Consider the following 13,242-nt stretch of genomic DNA (forward strand, 5'->3'; position numbering starts at 1 on the left):
ACCGATACCGATATCCCGCGGCACCGGATGTCATGTCCGGACAACCACCCCGGGACACGGACATCACGTTCACCGTGGGGGGAGAGCACGGATGGTGCACAGGGTCGGTTACGCGCCGGGGGTCTACGACCTGTTCCACATAGGGCACCTCAACATCCTGCGGCATGCCCGCAGTCAGTGCGACTACCTCGTCGCAGGAGTCGTCTCGGACGAGATGGCCGTGCTCGCCAAGGGCCACAAACCGGTGATTCCGCTGCCGGAGCGGCTGGAGATCGTACGCAGCGTCCGCCATGTGGATGCCGCGTTCGTCGAGACCGTGCCCGACAAGATCGAGACCTGGCAGCAAGTCAGGTTCGACGTCATCTTCAAGGGGGACGACTGGCGGGACACGGAGAAGGGTCGGCGGCTGGAGCACGACTTCGCCGAGGTCGGCGTCGAGGTGGTCTACTTCCCGTACACCGTGCACACGTCCAGCACCCAGCTGCGCCGGGCGCTGGACTCCCTCGTCAGTCCGCAGTCCGGAGCGCTTTCAGCTCCCTGAACCACTTGACGAGGAACGCCACGAGGAACAGCGCGTGCACGACGGCGAGCGCGGCGTAGCCGACGCGGAATGCGGTCCGGTCACCGAGCAGCAGGAACACCGGGCAGAACACCCCGTAGTCGGCGGGCAGCAGTGCCAATGCGCGCATCCGGGACACCGGGGCCGGGGCGCCGCCGTCCGGTGCGGGCCGTGCGGCCGCCCTGCCCAGCTGTTCGCGCAACAGCCCCGCGCAGAAGGTCAGCACGGCGGTGAACAGGAAGCCCAGCGGCAGGAGCAGCCAGCCGTCGGACGGCAGAACGGAGAACCGCTGGAACGAGATCAGTACAGCGGTGTGTACGAGGATCATCTTGGCGCAGTCCACGACGTGGTCCAGCCACTCGCCGTCCGGGCCGCCCCGGCCGGTCAGCCTGGCCAGCTGGCCGTCGGCCGAATCGAGGGCGAAGCCGACGGCCAGACCGGCGTACACCGTGACCGCGAGCCCCCAGGAAGGCCGGACGAGTGCCACCGAGGCGATGGCCGCGAAAGTGAACACCGCACTGATCAGGGTGACTTGATTGGGCGACAGTCCGATACGGTACGCGCCTGCCGCGAACACCCGCCCGGCCGGACGGTTCACGTACCGCGAGTACAGCGACACCCCCTTGGCCGTCTTCTGCGCACCGCGCAACTCGCGCAGGACCGTGCCTGTGCTTTCCATACGCCCCCCAGCGTGTCCCTGTTCCGGCAGCGCCGCGGACACCGCCGTCGGAGCCGCATCATGGCATGCGGGGCGCCGTTCGCGTGGCCACTCGCCCGCTCCCGTCCGCGACCCCGCCCGGCCCGAAGCGGCCGCACCGTCCGCACGGGCACGGGTGGGGGCCTCGACTGAGAGCCTGTCGGATGACCGCGCCCGCCCGGTCGGAGGCCACCCGACAGGCTCTCAGACGGGCGCGGTGCGGCACTCCGGGTGGCCCCAGCCCTTCGGGTTCTTGGCAATCATCTCCTGCGCCGCATAAGGCCTTCCGCAGTGGCAGCGGCCGGCGAACCTGGCCCGGATGGTGCCGCCGGAGCGTGCGGGGCGCGCCGAGTTCCCTGCCCTCTTCACCGGGGTGCTCCTCCCCCGCCCCTCGGTCGCCCGGGCGGGGGCGGGCGTCGGGAACTGCGCGGAGCCGTGTGCGGTACCCGCCGACCGCTGTGCCACCGCGGCCTCGCTGGCCGCCTGGTCGGCAAGGGCGTTGAGCGGGTCCCCGTCGACCTGGTGGGCGGGCACGTGGACGAAGTTCACGGTCCGGCCGGTCAGCAGGGCATCGATCCCGGCCACCAGGTCGCGGTTGGCCACGGGCTTGCCGGCCGAGGTCTTCCAGCCGTTGCGCTTCCACCCGGGCAGCCACTTCGTCACGGCGTTCATCGCGTACTGCGAATCCATCCGCACCTCGATCGGCACGGACGGGTCCGTGGCCTCCAACAGCTCACGCAATGCCGTGAGTTCGGCGACATTGTTGGTGGCGTTCCCCAGCGGTCCCGCTTCCCAGCGCTCCGGACGTCCCTGCGCGTCGGCCACGACCCACGCCCAGGCCGCAGGCCCCGGATTGCCCTTCGATGCCCCGTCACACGCGGCGATGTTGCTCTCGTTCATGCCCTTGATCATGCCAGCGCCGCAGCACCCCTCCCGCACACCGTGACAGTGAGTAACGATTCGAGGTGCGGCGACGCGACGGCACTGGTTCTCTGATGGAGCCCGCTCTTCCCAACCGCACAAGGAGCGATGATGAGCGTTGCACGTGAATCCGGTGACCGTGCGCAGGAGCTGCGCGAAAAGGCCCGGCACATGACCGAGGCCGCGGAGCGCACCACTGACCCTGAGCAGCGCCAGCGGCTTCAGGAGAAGGCCCGGAAGCTGCAGGAGCAGAGCGAGCAGCAGGGCAAGATGGGCGGCGGGAACATCCGCCCGCCCAAGTAGCACCTGCCGCGCGTAGCACCCACCTCACGTAGTACCTGTCTCACACGAACGGCCGACGTCTTGCCGCTCTTCCATGGGTGAGTGGCAAGCCGTCGGCCGCCCGGTCCCCGGTATCCCGGCGCATCGGCGGTGCGGCCCTCGTTCTCTCGTTCCGAGCCGCTTCAGTACGGGTGCTTGTTGGCCTTGTTCGCCCACGCCTCGTAGGACGTGGCCCCCAGCTCGGGGTGGAGCTGTTCGAGAGTGATGCTCCGCCGGTCCGGGGGTTTCGCGAAGTCTTCGTACTGGAAGACATCGTCGAAGCCGATCTCCTGAGTTGCCTTCCAGTCACAGCTGTAGTAGACGGCACTGATCCGGGACCAGTAGATGGCGCTCATGCACATGGGACACGGAGCACCACTGGTGTAGATCACGCATCCCTGCAGCATACGAGCGCGCTCGGGCACCGCGTCGGGGGAACCCTCCGGCCGAGGCACCAGCTTCAGGGTGTACGCGTCCTGGTGCTCCTCGGAAATGCTGGGCGCCTCCGGATTGAGCACCTGAACAGCCTTGCGAATGGCCTCCACCTCACCGTGCGCCGTCGGATCGGCCGTGAGAAGGACACGATTCTGCCCGCGTGCGATGATCTCGCCGTCGTTGGTGATCACCGCACCGAACGGTCCGCCCCAGCCGTTGTCGACGGACTCGGTGGCCAGTCGAACCGCTTCGGCCATGAACTCCCTGTGCCCCATCTCAAGATCCTCCCGCTCAACGAGGCGGAATTTTTCCCTATTTGTCCGATAATTCCTTTTGGAACTAGACTACTCCGCATGAGTACCCGTGCAAGCCGCGACTCCAGCGGCAGCGCAACGGTCGTGATCTCCCAGAGGGTCCGGGCCGGCCGGGACGAGGACTACAAGCGCTGGCAGGAGAAGACCAACGAGGTCGCGCGAGGCTTTGACGGGTTCCAGGGGACGGAGTTGTACCCGCCCGCCTCCGGCGACGAAGGCGAGTGGGTCGTCGCCTTCCGCTTCTCCCGCGTCGAGCAGCTGACCGAGTGGCTGGACTCGAACGCGCGTCGGCAACTCCTCGACGAAGGCCGCCCACTGTTCGACGGACCCCCCACGCAAGAGGTGCTTTCCGGTGGCACGCCGACCGAGGATGTCGTCACGGCGGTCGTGTCGCACGATGTGCGACCGGGGCGTGAGCAGGATTTCCTGCACTGGCAGGACAAGATCCTCAAGGAACAGGAGAGGCATCCCGGTTTCATGGGGTCGGAACTCTTCAGGCCGGTAAAGGGAGTCCAGGACCGCTGGGTGGTCGCTTTCCGTTTCGACTCACGCGAGCACCTGGACGAATGGCTCGTCTCCGAGGCACGCGAGAAGCTTCTGACGGAAGGACGCGAGTACTTCGGTTCCTACGATGTGCGCAAGATCGGATCGGCTTTCGGCTCCTGGTTCCGCTTCGGCGAGGGCGCGGGAGAAGAGGCTCCGCCCAACTGGAAACAGGCCATGTCCGTGGTCCTGGCCCTGTATCCCACGGTGATGATCCTGAACCTGACGGTCGGTGACTGGCTCGGCCGCCTGGGGGTGCCCGGGTATCTCGCCCTGTTCATCAGCAACGTACTGAGTGTCAGTGTGCTGACCTGGTTGCTGATGCCGCTGGTCAACCGAGCGCTCGCCTTCTGGCTGCTGCCCGCCAGGGCACGATCCGTCGGTGCCCATGCGGCGGGCGCCGCGCTCGTTTCGGTGTGCTACCTCGTGATCATCACCGTCTTCGGCCTGGCCACGGGTTAGGGGCACGGCGCTCGGCTTCGTCCACGACCGTGGCCCGTGCAAGTCCGGGAGTTCCGTGATGCGCTACAGAGAACCGGCCAGAGGGATCGAAGGGGAGCTCGTCCAGCGCGGCGATGCCGACTACGACGCGATCCTGGCAGGCATGGTGTGGAACGGGCGCAAGCCCGAGCGATGCCCGGAACTGATCGTCCGCGCCGCTTCGGAGCGGGATGTTCCCGGGGCCGTCGTGCTGGCTCGTCGCCGCGGGCTCCGCATCGCGGTGCGGGCGGGCGGGCACAACTGGTGCGGTTCTTCCGTCCGTTCCGACGGCATGCTCATCGACCTCTCCCGGCTCCGGCGGTGCGACATCCGCGCGGCTTCTGCGACGGCGGCCGTGCAGCCCGCCGTCACCGGCAGTGAACTCGCTCCGGAACTCGCAGAGCGCGGCTTCTCCTTTCCCGCGGGGCATTGCGGGTCGGTCGCCGTCGGCGGCTATCTCCTCGGCGGAGGCCTCGGCTGGAATTCCGGCGCCCTGGGGCCGGCCTGCCGGAGTGTCCACGAATTCGAAGCCGTGACCGCGGACGGCGAAACGGTCCGGTGCAGCAAGGACGAGAATCCCGACCTGCTCTGGGCGGCGCGCGGAGCAGGTCCGGGTTTCTTCGCCGTCGTCACCCGATTTCACCTCCGCCTGCACCGGCTTCCCGCAGCGATCATGTCGACCACGTTCGTCTTTCCCCTCGCAGATCTCCATGAGGTGACGAACTGGGCCATCGAAACCGCTCGCGGTCTTCAACCGACCGTGGAGTTGACCCTCGTACTCGCAACAGCCGCCCCGCACATGACGCGAGCGAGGCCTCGTCCGAAGGTGATCACCGTCGCCGCCACCGCTTTCGCGGATTCGCGCGAGCAGGCCGTCCAGGCCCTCGGGCCACTCCGGAACTGCCCCTTCGCCGATCGGTCCCTCTTCCGCGAGGCGGACCGACCGACGTCTTTCAATGCCCTCTACAAAGCCTCCGACGACCTATGGCCCTCGCATCACCGCTACGCGGCCGACACCCTGTGGTCCGACTCCGATCTCGGGACGCTGTTGTCCAGGTTCAGCGACGCGGTGGAGGGGGCTCCCTCCGACAATTCGCTCGTCCTGGTACCCGTGTCGCCCGCGTCGCACAACGAGGAACTGCTGCGCGACATGGCCTTCTCGGTGCTCGGATCGAGCTACGTCGTCCCGTACGCCATCTGGGACGACGCAGCGGATGACGACATCAACGTCCGTTGGCTGCGCGAGACGATGAGCGCCGTGGAGCCCCTCGGGACGGGGCACTACATCGCCGAGGCCGACCTCGGCGCCGGTCCCTCCCGCGCGGAGCGGTCCTACACGGCGCGCGACTGGCGACGGCTTCAGGAACTGAGGGGCCGGTACGACCCGCAGGGCGCCTTCCACTCCTACCTCACGCCCTGAGACTCTTCGGCCGACGGAGGAAGACCCCGGTCGCCCACCCCGCCCCCGGCTGAGAGCGGTGCCTGGAATTTCACGGGCGAGGGGTGCACCACGGGCCGAGCGCGCGAAGGCACCCGCCCGCTCTCTTCTTGTTGACGCTCATCCGGCGAAGGGCCTACGTTGCGGTAAGCGCTTTCCAACTTCACCCGGGAGACTTGGGACATGAGCAGTCCACTGCGCATCACGCACGCCCACGGGGACCGGATCACGGTCACGGAGGAGCGCGGCGGCATCGACCTGATCAGCTATGTCTACCGTCCGGAGGCGGCCTGCGAGGCTCCGAAGCCCTACGTCCATCCCCTGCGCACACTGACCGATAACGTTGTCACCGACTATCGGCCCAATGATCACCGCTGGCACAAGGGCCTCCAGATGACGGCCTCCCATCTGTCCGGGCAGAACCTGTGGGGAGGCCACACCTATGTGCACGGCCAGGACTACCGGCCGCTGCCCGAACGGGTCGGATCGATGGCACACCTCGGATTCGACGAGGTGGCGGCGGATGCCGGACGCGCGGTCATCACGGAGGGGCTGAGCTGGCGCCACCACGACGGCACGCACTGGGCGGACGAGCAGCGGCGCATCGAACTGCATGATGTGGAACACGCCGAATCCGGCGCCGGTACGGCAGGCACCGGAGGCAGTTGGACGCTGACCTGGTCGAGCGCGATCACCAATCGGCGCACCGAGCCGCTGCACTTCGGCAGCCCCACGACACACGGCCGCAAGGCGGCGGGGTACACCGGTCTGTTCTGGCGCGGGCCGCGCGCCTTCCGGGGCGGGCGGATCCTCGGACCGGACGGTTCTGGACCGGAGTTGATGGGAACGAAAGCCCCGTGGCTGGCCTACAGCGGTGAGCACGACGGCGCCGACGGCCACGCCACACTGATCTTCCGGCACGCCCCGGAGAACGACCACTCGGGAGAGGGCGGGACCCACCCGGCGCACTGGTTCGTCCGCAATGAGCCCTTCGCGGCCGTCGCCCCCTCCTTCGCGTTCCACGACGAACTGGAGCTGGCCCCGGGCGACACCCTGTCCCGCCGCTACCGGGTCACCGTCGCGGACGGGGCATGGGACCGGGAGCGGATCGCCGAGTACCACGCGGAGCACCCGTGGTGAACAAGGCCATGGCCGGGTCAGCCTGTACCCGGAACTGCCCCTCGACATTTCCGGTCGCGCACGCCTGTGCGATCCGGGGCCCGGGTCTGTACGGTTGGCCGAGCCGGGGACGGCCTCCGAAACAGACCCACGAACCTTCACCGGTGCCGACATCGCGCTCGGCAGCCCCAGGGCCGCCCGGGTGTCCGGAGCCCCTGGCTCCGTCGGCTGCAACTCGCCTCGGTCGGGATCGACAGCCGTCTCGCGCCGGACCGGCCCGTCCTCGGCCGTCGGCGGGTTCCTCTTGCGTTCGCAATGGGAAAACGCTTTCAGTACAGCTATCGTATCCCTATGCAGAGCCAGGTCAATCGACGTTCCGCCCGTCCCCGCCCGCCGTCCGCCGTGACGCTCCAGCAGGTCGCGCAGGACGCCGGGGTCTCTCTCGCCACGGCTTCGCGCGTCCTCAGCGACAGCGACCGCAACGTCACCCAGGAGCTGCAGGAGCGCGTCCTGGAGGCCGCCGCCCGGCTCCGCTATGTGTCCAACGCGCCGGCCCGCGCACTCGTGCAGTCCACGACGTCCATCGTCGGTCTGATCGTCCACGATGTGAATGACGCCTACTACTCCGCCATCGCGGCCGGTGTCATGGAGGTCGCCCGCGACCACAAGCTCCTCGTGATGCTGGCCGGCACCTTCCATGAGCCCGGACTCCAGGCGGAGTACGTGGCACGGCTGCGGGCGCAGCGGGCCCGTGCCGTCGTGCTCGCCGGTTCGGGCTTCATCGGCGGGAGCCCCGCGCTCACCCAGGAGCTGGAGGCGTTCGCGGCGCAGGGCGGCCGGGTGACCGCGGTCGCGCACCAGGATCTTCCGGTGGACACGATCGTGCCGGGAAACCGTGAGGGCGGCCGGGCGGTCGCCGAGCACCTCGCCCGGCTGGGGCACACGGAGATCGGCATCATCTGCGGACCGCTTGCGCTGGTCTCCGTACAGGATCGGCTGCACGGCTTCCTGGAGCGGGCGGCCGAACTGGGCATCTCCGTTCAGGAGCGCCATCGCGTGGAGGCCGACTTCACCCGGGAGGGCGGGCGAGCCGCGGCTGTACAACTGTTCCGCAGGTCGCCGGGGATCACCGCGCTCTTCGCGCTCAATGACGCCATGGCGCTCGGAGCGCTCGCGGCGCTCCGTGACGACCTCGGGCGGAGCGTGCCCGCCGATGTCTCCGTCGCCGGCTTCGACGATCTGCCGGTGGCCTGCGACGTCACGCCCGCGTTGACCACGGTGCGGCTGCCGCTCGAAGAGATCGGCCGACGTGCACTGCTGCTGGCCCTCGGCGACGCGACGGCTTCGCCGCGCACGCTCGCCGTGCCGTCGCGTCTGGTGGTGCGGGCCAGTACGGCGCCGCCGCCCCGTACGGCCGGTTGAGGCATGACCGGCTGAGATCCCCGTCCGACGGGCCACTGGATTGACGCATTGAATCCACAACTCCCTTGCTTGACGCGTTAAGTTGCCCATTATTTCACTGCAACCCCCTTGAAATAATGCGTTAATCGCCGCGACACTGTGATCAACGCCGATTGACGCGTCAAATCCGAGAGGGTGGTGGCCGGATGGGTACGTCCGGACCCAAGTACCAGCAGATCAAGGACGAGTTGCGGGCCGAGGTGGCACGCGACGAGTACGAGGTCGGCGCTCCGTTCATCACGCAGAACCAGCTGCGCGAGCGTTTCGGCGTCAGCTCCACCACCGCCGTCCGGGCGCTCAACGACCTCGTCGCGGAAGGGCTGCTGGTACGGCGTCGGGGTCTGGGCACCTTCGTCGCCGATCCCTCGGACCGAACCGCGGAACCCTTCCCGACGCACAGGTCCGGTGTGGTCGCCTGCATCATCAGCGGCCAGGGCCCGTACCAGTCCGAGGTGCTGCGCGGGGTCGAGTCCGGCTGTTCGGACCGCGGGCTGCGGCTGTTCTTCTCCGACTCCGTGATCCATATGACGGACACGGGGCACGCCGACCACAGCGCGTCCCTGGCCCGCCAGGACCAGGCGCTGCGCCAGGCCGTCGAGGACCAGGTCGACGGAATCATCCTCTACCCCGTCCAGGGCGCGCCCGATCTCGACCTGCTGGCGGAGATCCGGCGTCTGCACCTCCCCATGGTCCTGGTGGACCGGTATTTTCCCGGCCTCGCGATCGACGCCGTCACCGCCGACAACTACGACGTCGGCTACCGGGTCACCGAGCACCTGCTGGCCGACGGCCACAAGCGCATAGCGACGCTCTGGGGCGAGACGCAGTGCACCAGCGTCCACGACCGGATGACCGGGCACAAGCAGGCGCTGCGCGCCCATGACCAGCCTCTGCTCCCCCAGTTGACCGCGCTGCGCTCCTACACGGCGCTGCCCGAGGACGACCGCAAGCAGTGGCTGTCCGAACTGCTCGCCGCGCCCGAGCCGCCGACCGCCCTGCTGTGTGCGCACGGCTTCGCCGTCGCCACCGCCGCCTCCGATCTGGCCTCGCTCGGCATCGCCGTGCCCGACGACATCGTGCTGGCCGGTATGGACGACGTGGGCCCCTACGATCTGCTGCCGCTCACCAGCTTCGCGGCCCGGCTGCCCGCCAGGGAGATCGGCAGCCGGGCGGTCGAGCAACTGGTCACCCGGATCGCGGAGCGCACGGCGGGCGAGGACCCGTACCGCAGCGCCGAGCAGATCGTGCTCCCCGTCCGGATCAGGACGCGCGAGTCCGTGCCGGTCCGGCTCCGTACCGTCGCCGCCCGTCGGCCCTGAGGGAGGAGACTCCTGTGTCCGCCGCCCCCGCAACCCGTACCCGCGAACTCGGGACCGACGTCCTGGTGGTCGGTGCCGGCCTCGGTGGCCTCGCCGCCGCGCTGACCGCCGCCCGGTTCGGCCACCGCGTCGTGCTCACCGAGGCGACCGACTGGCCCGGTGGCCTGTTCACCGCCCAGGCGGTCCCGCTCGCCGACGGCCACCGCATCGAACTGGACCCCGTCTCCCCCGGATACCGTGATCTGCGCGAACGGATACGCGACTTCTACCGGCGCAACTACCCGCTGCGCCCGGAGCCGTACGCCGACCCGCTGCTGAACCCCGGGCTCAGTACCACCGGTCATCTCAGCCATGAACCGCGCGCCGCACTCGCCGTCGTCCAGGAGCTGCTCACCCCGCATCTCGCCTCGGGCCGGCTCACCCTGCTGCTCCGCCACCGCCCGGTAGCGGCCCAGACGGACGGGGACCGGGTGGCCGCGGTCACTCTGGCGGCCGCGGACGGCGAGCTGCTGACGGTCGGCGCTCCGTACGTCGTCGACGCGACGGACCTGGGCGAGCTGCTCGACCTCGCGGGCGTCGAGCACGTCACCGGTGCCGAGTCCCGCGAGGAGACCGGCGAACCGCACGCGGCCGCCGTCGCCGATCCGCTGGACCAGCAGCCGGTCTCCTGGGTCTTCGCGCTCGACCACCGCCCCGGCGAGGACCACACCGTCGACCGGCCCGCCGGCTACGACCGGTGGTCCGACTCCTTCTCCTGGGACACCGGGGAACCCGGTGGTGCCCCGGCCCGCTCCGTGCCGCTCTTCCTGCACGAGCCGGACGAGGTCCCTCCGTGGGCCGCACCCCCCAACGACCGCTGGCACCAGCTGCGGGCGCTCGCCCGGAGCCGGTACCTGCCCGGCACCTTCGACAGCGACATCACCCTCGTCGACTGGGAGCAGACGGCCTACACGCGGCTGCCGCTCGCCGGACGCGGGGACGAGGTACGCGCTCGTGCCGAGCGGGAGGCCCGCGAGCAGGCGCTGTCGTTCCTCCACTGGATGCAGACAGGCGCGCCCCGGCACGACGGCGGGCACGGCTACCCCGAGCTGCGCCTGCGGCCGGATGCCACCGGTACGGCCGACGGGTTCGCCATGACACCGCATATACGCGAATCACGGCGCATCCGGGCCGAGTTCACCTTGCTGGAGCACCATCTGACCGCTGCCGCACGGGCCGGGACACCGGGCGCCGAAACCTTCACGGACAGTGTGGGCACCCTGCGTTCCCGGATCACCTTGCACCCGGGGAACGGTGGCGGCGCGGGCCTGGATCTGGAGTGCCTGCCCTTCCAGCTGCCGCTGGGCGCCCTGCTGCCGGTACGGGTGGAGAACCTTCTCCCGGCCGGGCGGAACATCGGTGCGACGCATCTCAGCGCGCCCGCGCTCGGCGGGCACGCGGGCCAGTGGGCCATCGGCGAGGCCGTCGGCGCGCTGGTGTCGTACTGCCTGGAGCACCGGCTGCCGCCGCGCGCGGTCCGCGGGGCCGAGCACCGGCTCGCCTCCTTCCAGGGCCGGTTGAGGGAATCACTCGGCCTGGCCCTCGACTGGCCGGACCGGCTCCGCACCGGACCCGTGACCAGTGCCGGGTCGCTCTACGCCACTCTCTGAGACCCACTGCCCTTCCTTCGGGGAAGGGCACTTCACCGACCTGCTGGAAAACGCTTACCGAAACGCTTACCAACCACCGCGGCTCACGCCCTCAGCCTGGACGGCCCTCTGTGACTGTGTCTCCCTATCGTGTACTGCTCGTCGGCGCGGGCAACATCGCCCGCGCCGTCCACATGCCCGCGTTCCTCGAACTCCCCTCGGACTTCCACGTGGTCGGCGCCGTCGACGCCGATCCCGCAACGGCCCGCGCCTTCGCCGCCGACTTCAAGCTCTCCCACCACTCCACCGATCTCGCCGCCTCGTTGAGCGAGGTCCGTCCCGATCTTGTCGTCGTCGCCTCGCCGCCCGTCGCCCACCGCGAACAGGTCGTCGCCGCCCTCGGGGCCGGGGCGTGGGTGTGGTGCGAGAAGCCGCCCGCGCTGAGTCTCGCCGAGTACGACGCCATGACCGCGGCCGAGGGCGAGGGGGGCCCGTACGCCCCGATCGTCTTCCAGCACCGGTTCGGATCGGGTGCCGAGCACGCCAAGGCCCTCATCGCCTCCGGCGAGCTGGGCGAGCCGCTGGTCGCCCACTGCCAGACCACCTGGTACCGCGACGACGCCTACTACGCGGTCCCCTGGCGCGGAAGCTGGGCGACGGAGGGCGCGGGTCCCGCCATGGGGCTCGGTATCCACCAGATCGATCTGCTGCTGGAGCTGCTCGGGGACTGGGCGGAGATCCGGGCCATGGCAGGCAGGCTGGCCCGCGACGTCGAGACCGACGACGTGACCACCGCCACCGTGCGCTTCGCCTCGGGCGCCCTCGCCACCGTGGTCAACAGTTCCCTTTCGCCTCGTCAGCTGAGTCATCTGCGCATCGATCTGCGGGACGCCACCATTGAGCTGAACCATCTGTACGGGTACGGGAACGGCGACTGGACGTACACCCCTGCGCCCGGTGTCGAACCCGGCCGGGCGGCCGGCTGGGCCTCCTCCGCCGAGGACGTCCCGAGCTCGCACAGCGCGCAGCTCCGTTCGCTCCTGGCCGACATGCGGGCGGGCCGGCGGCCCCGGGCGAGCGCCGGGGACGGCCGCCGTTCCCTGGAGCTGATCACCTCGATGTACAAGGCGGCGCTCACCGGCCGCCCCGTCCTGGCCGGTGAGATCGGGCCGGGCGACCCGTTCTACACCGCGCTGCACGGCTCCGTGCCCGGCTGGGCGCCCGAGGAGCCGGGGCGGTGACGGACCGCGGGGACCACCGCGTCGACCGCGCCCTGCTGCTCACCTTCGACGACCGGCATGTGCGCGAGTGGGCCGCCGCGGCACCGCTGTTCAGGCGCTACGGCGCCCGCGTCACCTTCTTCATCTGCGAGCCCGACCGGCTCGACCGGGACGACGTGCGGTTGCTGCACCGGCTGGCGGACGACGGCCACACCATCGGCTGCCACGGTCTGCGGCACGAGCGGGCGCCGGAGTTCATCGCCGCGCACGGCGCGGGCGCCTATCTCGCCCGGGAGGTGGTGCCCGCACTGGAGTCGCTGCGCCGCCTCGGCTTCCCGTCCCGGAGCTTCGGCTATCCGTGCAGTGCCCGCGACACGAGCACCGACCGGCTGCTCCTCACGCTCTTCGAGCGGCTGCGCGGCGGTGTGTCCGCCGACCGCCGCGCCGATCCGTCCCTCGCCGCCGAACTGCACGTCCCGGCGGGCGACATCGCCGCCCGGCGGGTCCTGCTGGGGTGCTCGGTGGACTCCGGGCGCGGGGCCGTCGCGTACGGGGACGATCTGACCGGTGTGGAGACGGCCCTGCGCCGGACCGCCGACGACGGCGGCGTGACCACGCTCTACGCCCACTGCATCGCCGACGCCCAGGAAGCCAACCATGTGACCCCGGCCCGCCTGGAGAAACTCCTGGCCCTGGCCGACGGGATGTCACTGCCTTGCGTGGGCTTCGACGAACTCCCGTGAACAACCACCCCATGGCGCACATTCATTCAGAGGGGCCCTTTCAC

13 protein-coding genes are annotated in these 13,242 nt (G+C 69.8%); 10 read left to right on the top strand and 3 right to left on the bottom strand.

From position 1 onward, the window contains the following. The first annotated feature begins 91 nt into the window (after positions 1 to 91). The gene (locus tag ACIOHC_RS18825) at positions 92 to 541 is read left to right on the top strand and encodes an adenylyltransferase/cytidyltransferase family protein (protein WP_351080222.1); all 450 of its coding nucleotides are present in this window, start codon (positions 92 to 94) and stop codon (positions 539 to 541) included. Here ACIOHC_RS18825 and ACIOHC_RS18830 read toward each other — a convergent pair. Continuing rightward, positions 507 to 1,238, bottom strand: coding sequence for a CDP-alcohol phosphatidyltransferase family protein (locus ACIOHC_RS18830; RefSeq protein WP_351080220.1), 732 nt, complete (start codon positions 1,236 to 1,238; stop codon positions 507 to 509). The two genes, ACIOHC_RS18825 and ACIOHC_RS18830, sit on opposite strands and share 35 nt — an antisense overlap. A gap of 222 nt (positions 1,239 to 1,460) precedes the next feature. Continuing rightward, on the bottom strand, positions 1,461 to 2,156 hold the full coding sequence (locus ACIOHC_RS18835; protein WP_389636727.1) for a ribonuclease H: 696 nt from the start codon (positions 2,154 to 2,156) through the stop codon (positions 1,461 to 1,463). Positions 2,157 to 2,288: 132 nt separating this feature from the next. Between ACIOHC_RS18835 and ACIOHC_RS18840 the strand changes: the two genes are divergently transcribed. Then, positions 2,289 to 2,480, top strand: a complete 192-nt coding sequence (locus ACIOHC_RS18840; RefSeq protein WP_351080216.1) for a DUF6381 family protein — start codon at positions 2,289 to 2,291, stop codon at positions 2,478 to 2,480. A 161-nt stretch (positions 2,481 to 2,641) separates the two neighbouring features. On the opposite strand, the gene ACIOHC_RS18845 is transcribed toward ACIOHC_RS18840, so the two are convergent. Next, positions 2,642 to 3,208 carry a nucleoside deaminase gene (locus ACIOHC_RS18845; protein ID WP_351080215.1) on the bottom strand — a complete coding sequence of 189 codons (567 nt, stop codon included), beginning with the start codon at positions 3,206 to 3,208 and terminating at the stop codon, positions 2,642 to 2,644. A gap of 78 nt (positions 3,209 to 3,286) precedes the next feature. Between ACIOHC_RS18845 and ACIOHC_RS18850 the strand changes: the two genes are divergently transcribed. The 8 genes from ACIOHC_RS18850 (at position 3,287) to ACIOHC_RS18885 (ending at position 13,198) form a co-directional block, all read left to right on the top strand. Next, entirely contained in the window at positions 3,287 to 4,252 is a 966-nt protein-coding gene (locus ACIOHC_RS18850) for an antibiotic biosynthesis monooxygenase (protein ID WP_351080213.1), read from the top strand. A 58-nt stretch (positions 4,253 to 4,310) separates the two neighbouring features. After that, entirely contained in the window at positions 4,311 to 5,690 is a 1,380-nt protein-coding gene (locus tag ACIOHC_RS18855; protein WP_351080211.1) for an FAD-binding oxidoreductase, read from the top strand. 201 nt (positions 5,691 to 5,891) lie between these two features. Further along, the gene (locus tag ACIOHC_RS18860) at positions 5,892 to 6,848 is read left to right on the top strand and encodes a PmoA family protein (RefSeq protein WP_401843242.1); all 957 of its coding nucleotides are present in this window, start codon (positions 5,892 to 5,894) and stop codon (positions 6,846 to 6,848) included. Between the two features lie 330 nt (positions 6,849 to 7,178). Then, the gene (locus ACIOHC_RS18865; RefSeq protein WP_401843244.1) at positions 7,179 to 8,249 is read left to right on the top strand and encodes a LacI family DNA-binding transcriptional regulator; all 1,071 of its coding nucleotides are present in this window, start codon (positions 7,179 to 7,181) and stop codon (positions 8,247 to 8,249) included. Between the two features lie 185 nt (positions 8,250 to 8,434). Next, positions 8,435 to 9,607, top strand: coding sequence for a GntR family transcriptional regulator (locus ACIOHC_RS18870; protein ID WP_351080207.1), 1,173 nt, complete (start codon positions 8,435 to 8,437; stop codon positions 9,605 to 9,607). A gap of 14 nt (positions 9,608 to 9,621) precedes the next feature. Continuing rightward, positions 9,622 to 11,256 carry an FAD-dependent oxidoreductase gene (locus tag ACIOHC_RS18875; protein WP_401843246.1) on the top strand — a complete coding sequence of 545 codons (1,635 nt, stop codon included), beginning with the start codon at positions 9,622 to 9,624 and terminating at the stop codon, positions 11,254 to 11,256. A 116-nt stretch (positions 11,257 to 11,372) separates the two neighbouring features. Next, positions 11,373 to 12,476, top strand: coding sequence for a Gfo/Idh/MocA family oxidoreductase (locus ACIOHC_RS18880; protein WP_365693273.1), 1,104 nt, complete (start codon positions 11,373 to 11,375; stop codon positions 12,474 to 12,476). Continuing rightward, the gene (locus tag ACIOHC_RS18885) at positions 12,473 to 13,198 is read left to right on the top strand and encodes a polysaccharide deacetylase family protein (protein ID WP_365693271.1); all 726 of its coding nucleotides are present in this window, start codon (positions 12,473 to 12,475) and stop codon (positions 13,196 to 13,198) included. The genes ACIOHC_RS18880 and ACIOHC_RS18885 overlap by 4 nt, the downstream gene beginning before the upstream one ends. Positions 13,199 to 13,242 lie beyond the last annotated feature (44 nt).

Source organism: Streptomyces sp. NPDC088252, assembly GCF_044740965.1.
Taxonomy (GTDB): Bacteria; Actinomycetota; Actinomycetes; order Streptomycetales; family Streptomycetaceae; genus Streptomyces.

Excerpts from the sequence above, each read along its gene's own strand:
- ACIOHC_RS18825 (WP_351080222.1), top strand. The coding sequence starts at position 92 with ATGGTGCACAGGGTCGGTTACGCGCCGGGGGTCTACGACCTGTTCCAC.
- ACIOHC_RS18845 (WP_351080215.1), bottom strand. The coding sequence starts at position 3,208 with ATGGGGCACAGGGAGTTCATGGCCGAAGCGGTTCGACTGGCCACCGAG.
- ACIOHC_RS18865 (WP_401843244.1), top strand. The coding sequence starts at position 7,179 with ATGCAGAGCCAGGTCAATCGACGTTCCGCCCGTCCCCGCCCGCCGTCC.
- ACIOHC_RS18870 (WP_351080207.1), top strand. The coding sequence starts at position 8,435 with ATGGGTACGTCCGGACCCAAGTACCAGCAGATCAAGGACGAGTTGCGG.
- ACIOHC_RS18840 (WP_351080216.1), top strand. The coding sequence starts at position 2,289 with ATGAGCGTTGCACGTGAATCCGGTGACCGTGCGCAGGAGCTGCGCGAA.
- ACIOHC_RS18835 (WP_389636727.1), bottom strand. The coding sequence starts at position 2,156 with ATGAACGAGAGCAACATCGCCGCGTGTGACGGGGCATCGAAGGGCAAT.
- ACIOHC_RS18860 (WP_401843242.1), top strand. The coding sequence starts at position 5,892 with ATGAGCAGTCCACTGCGCATCACGCACGCCCACGGGGACCGGATCACG.
- ACIOHC_RS18830 (WP_351080220.1), bottom strand. The coding sequence starts at position 1,238 with ATGGAAAGCACAGGCACGGTCCTGCGCGAGTTGCGCGGTGCGCAGAAG.
- ACIOHC_RS18855 (WP_351080211.1), top strand. The coding sequence starts at position 4,311 with ATGCGCTACAGAGAACCGGCCAGAGGGATCGAAGGGGAGCTCGTCCAG.
- ACIOHC_RS18850 (WP_351080213.1), top strand. The coding sequence starts at position 3,287 with ATGAGTACCCGTGCAAGCCGCGACTCCAGCGGCAGCGCAACGGTCGTG.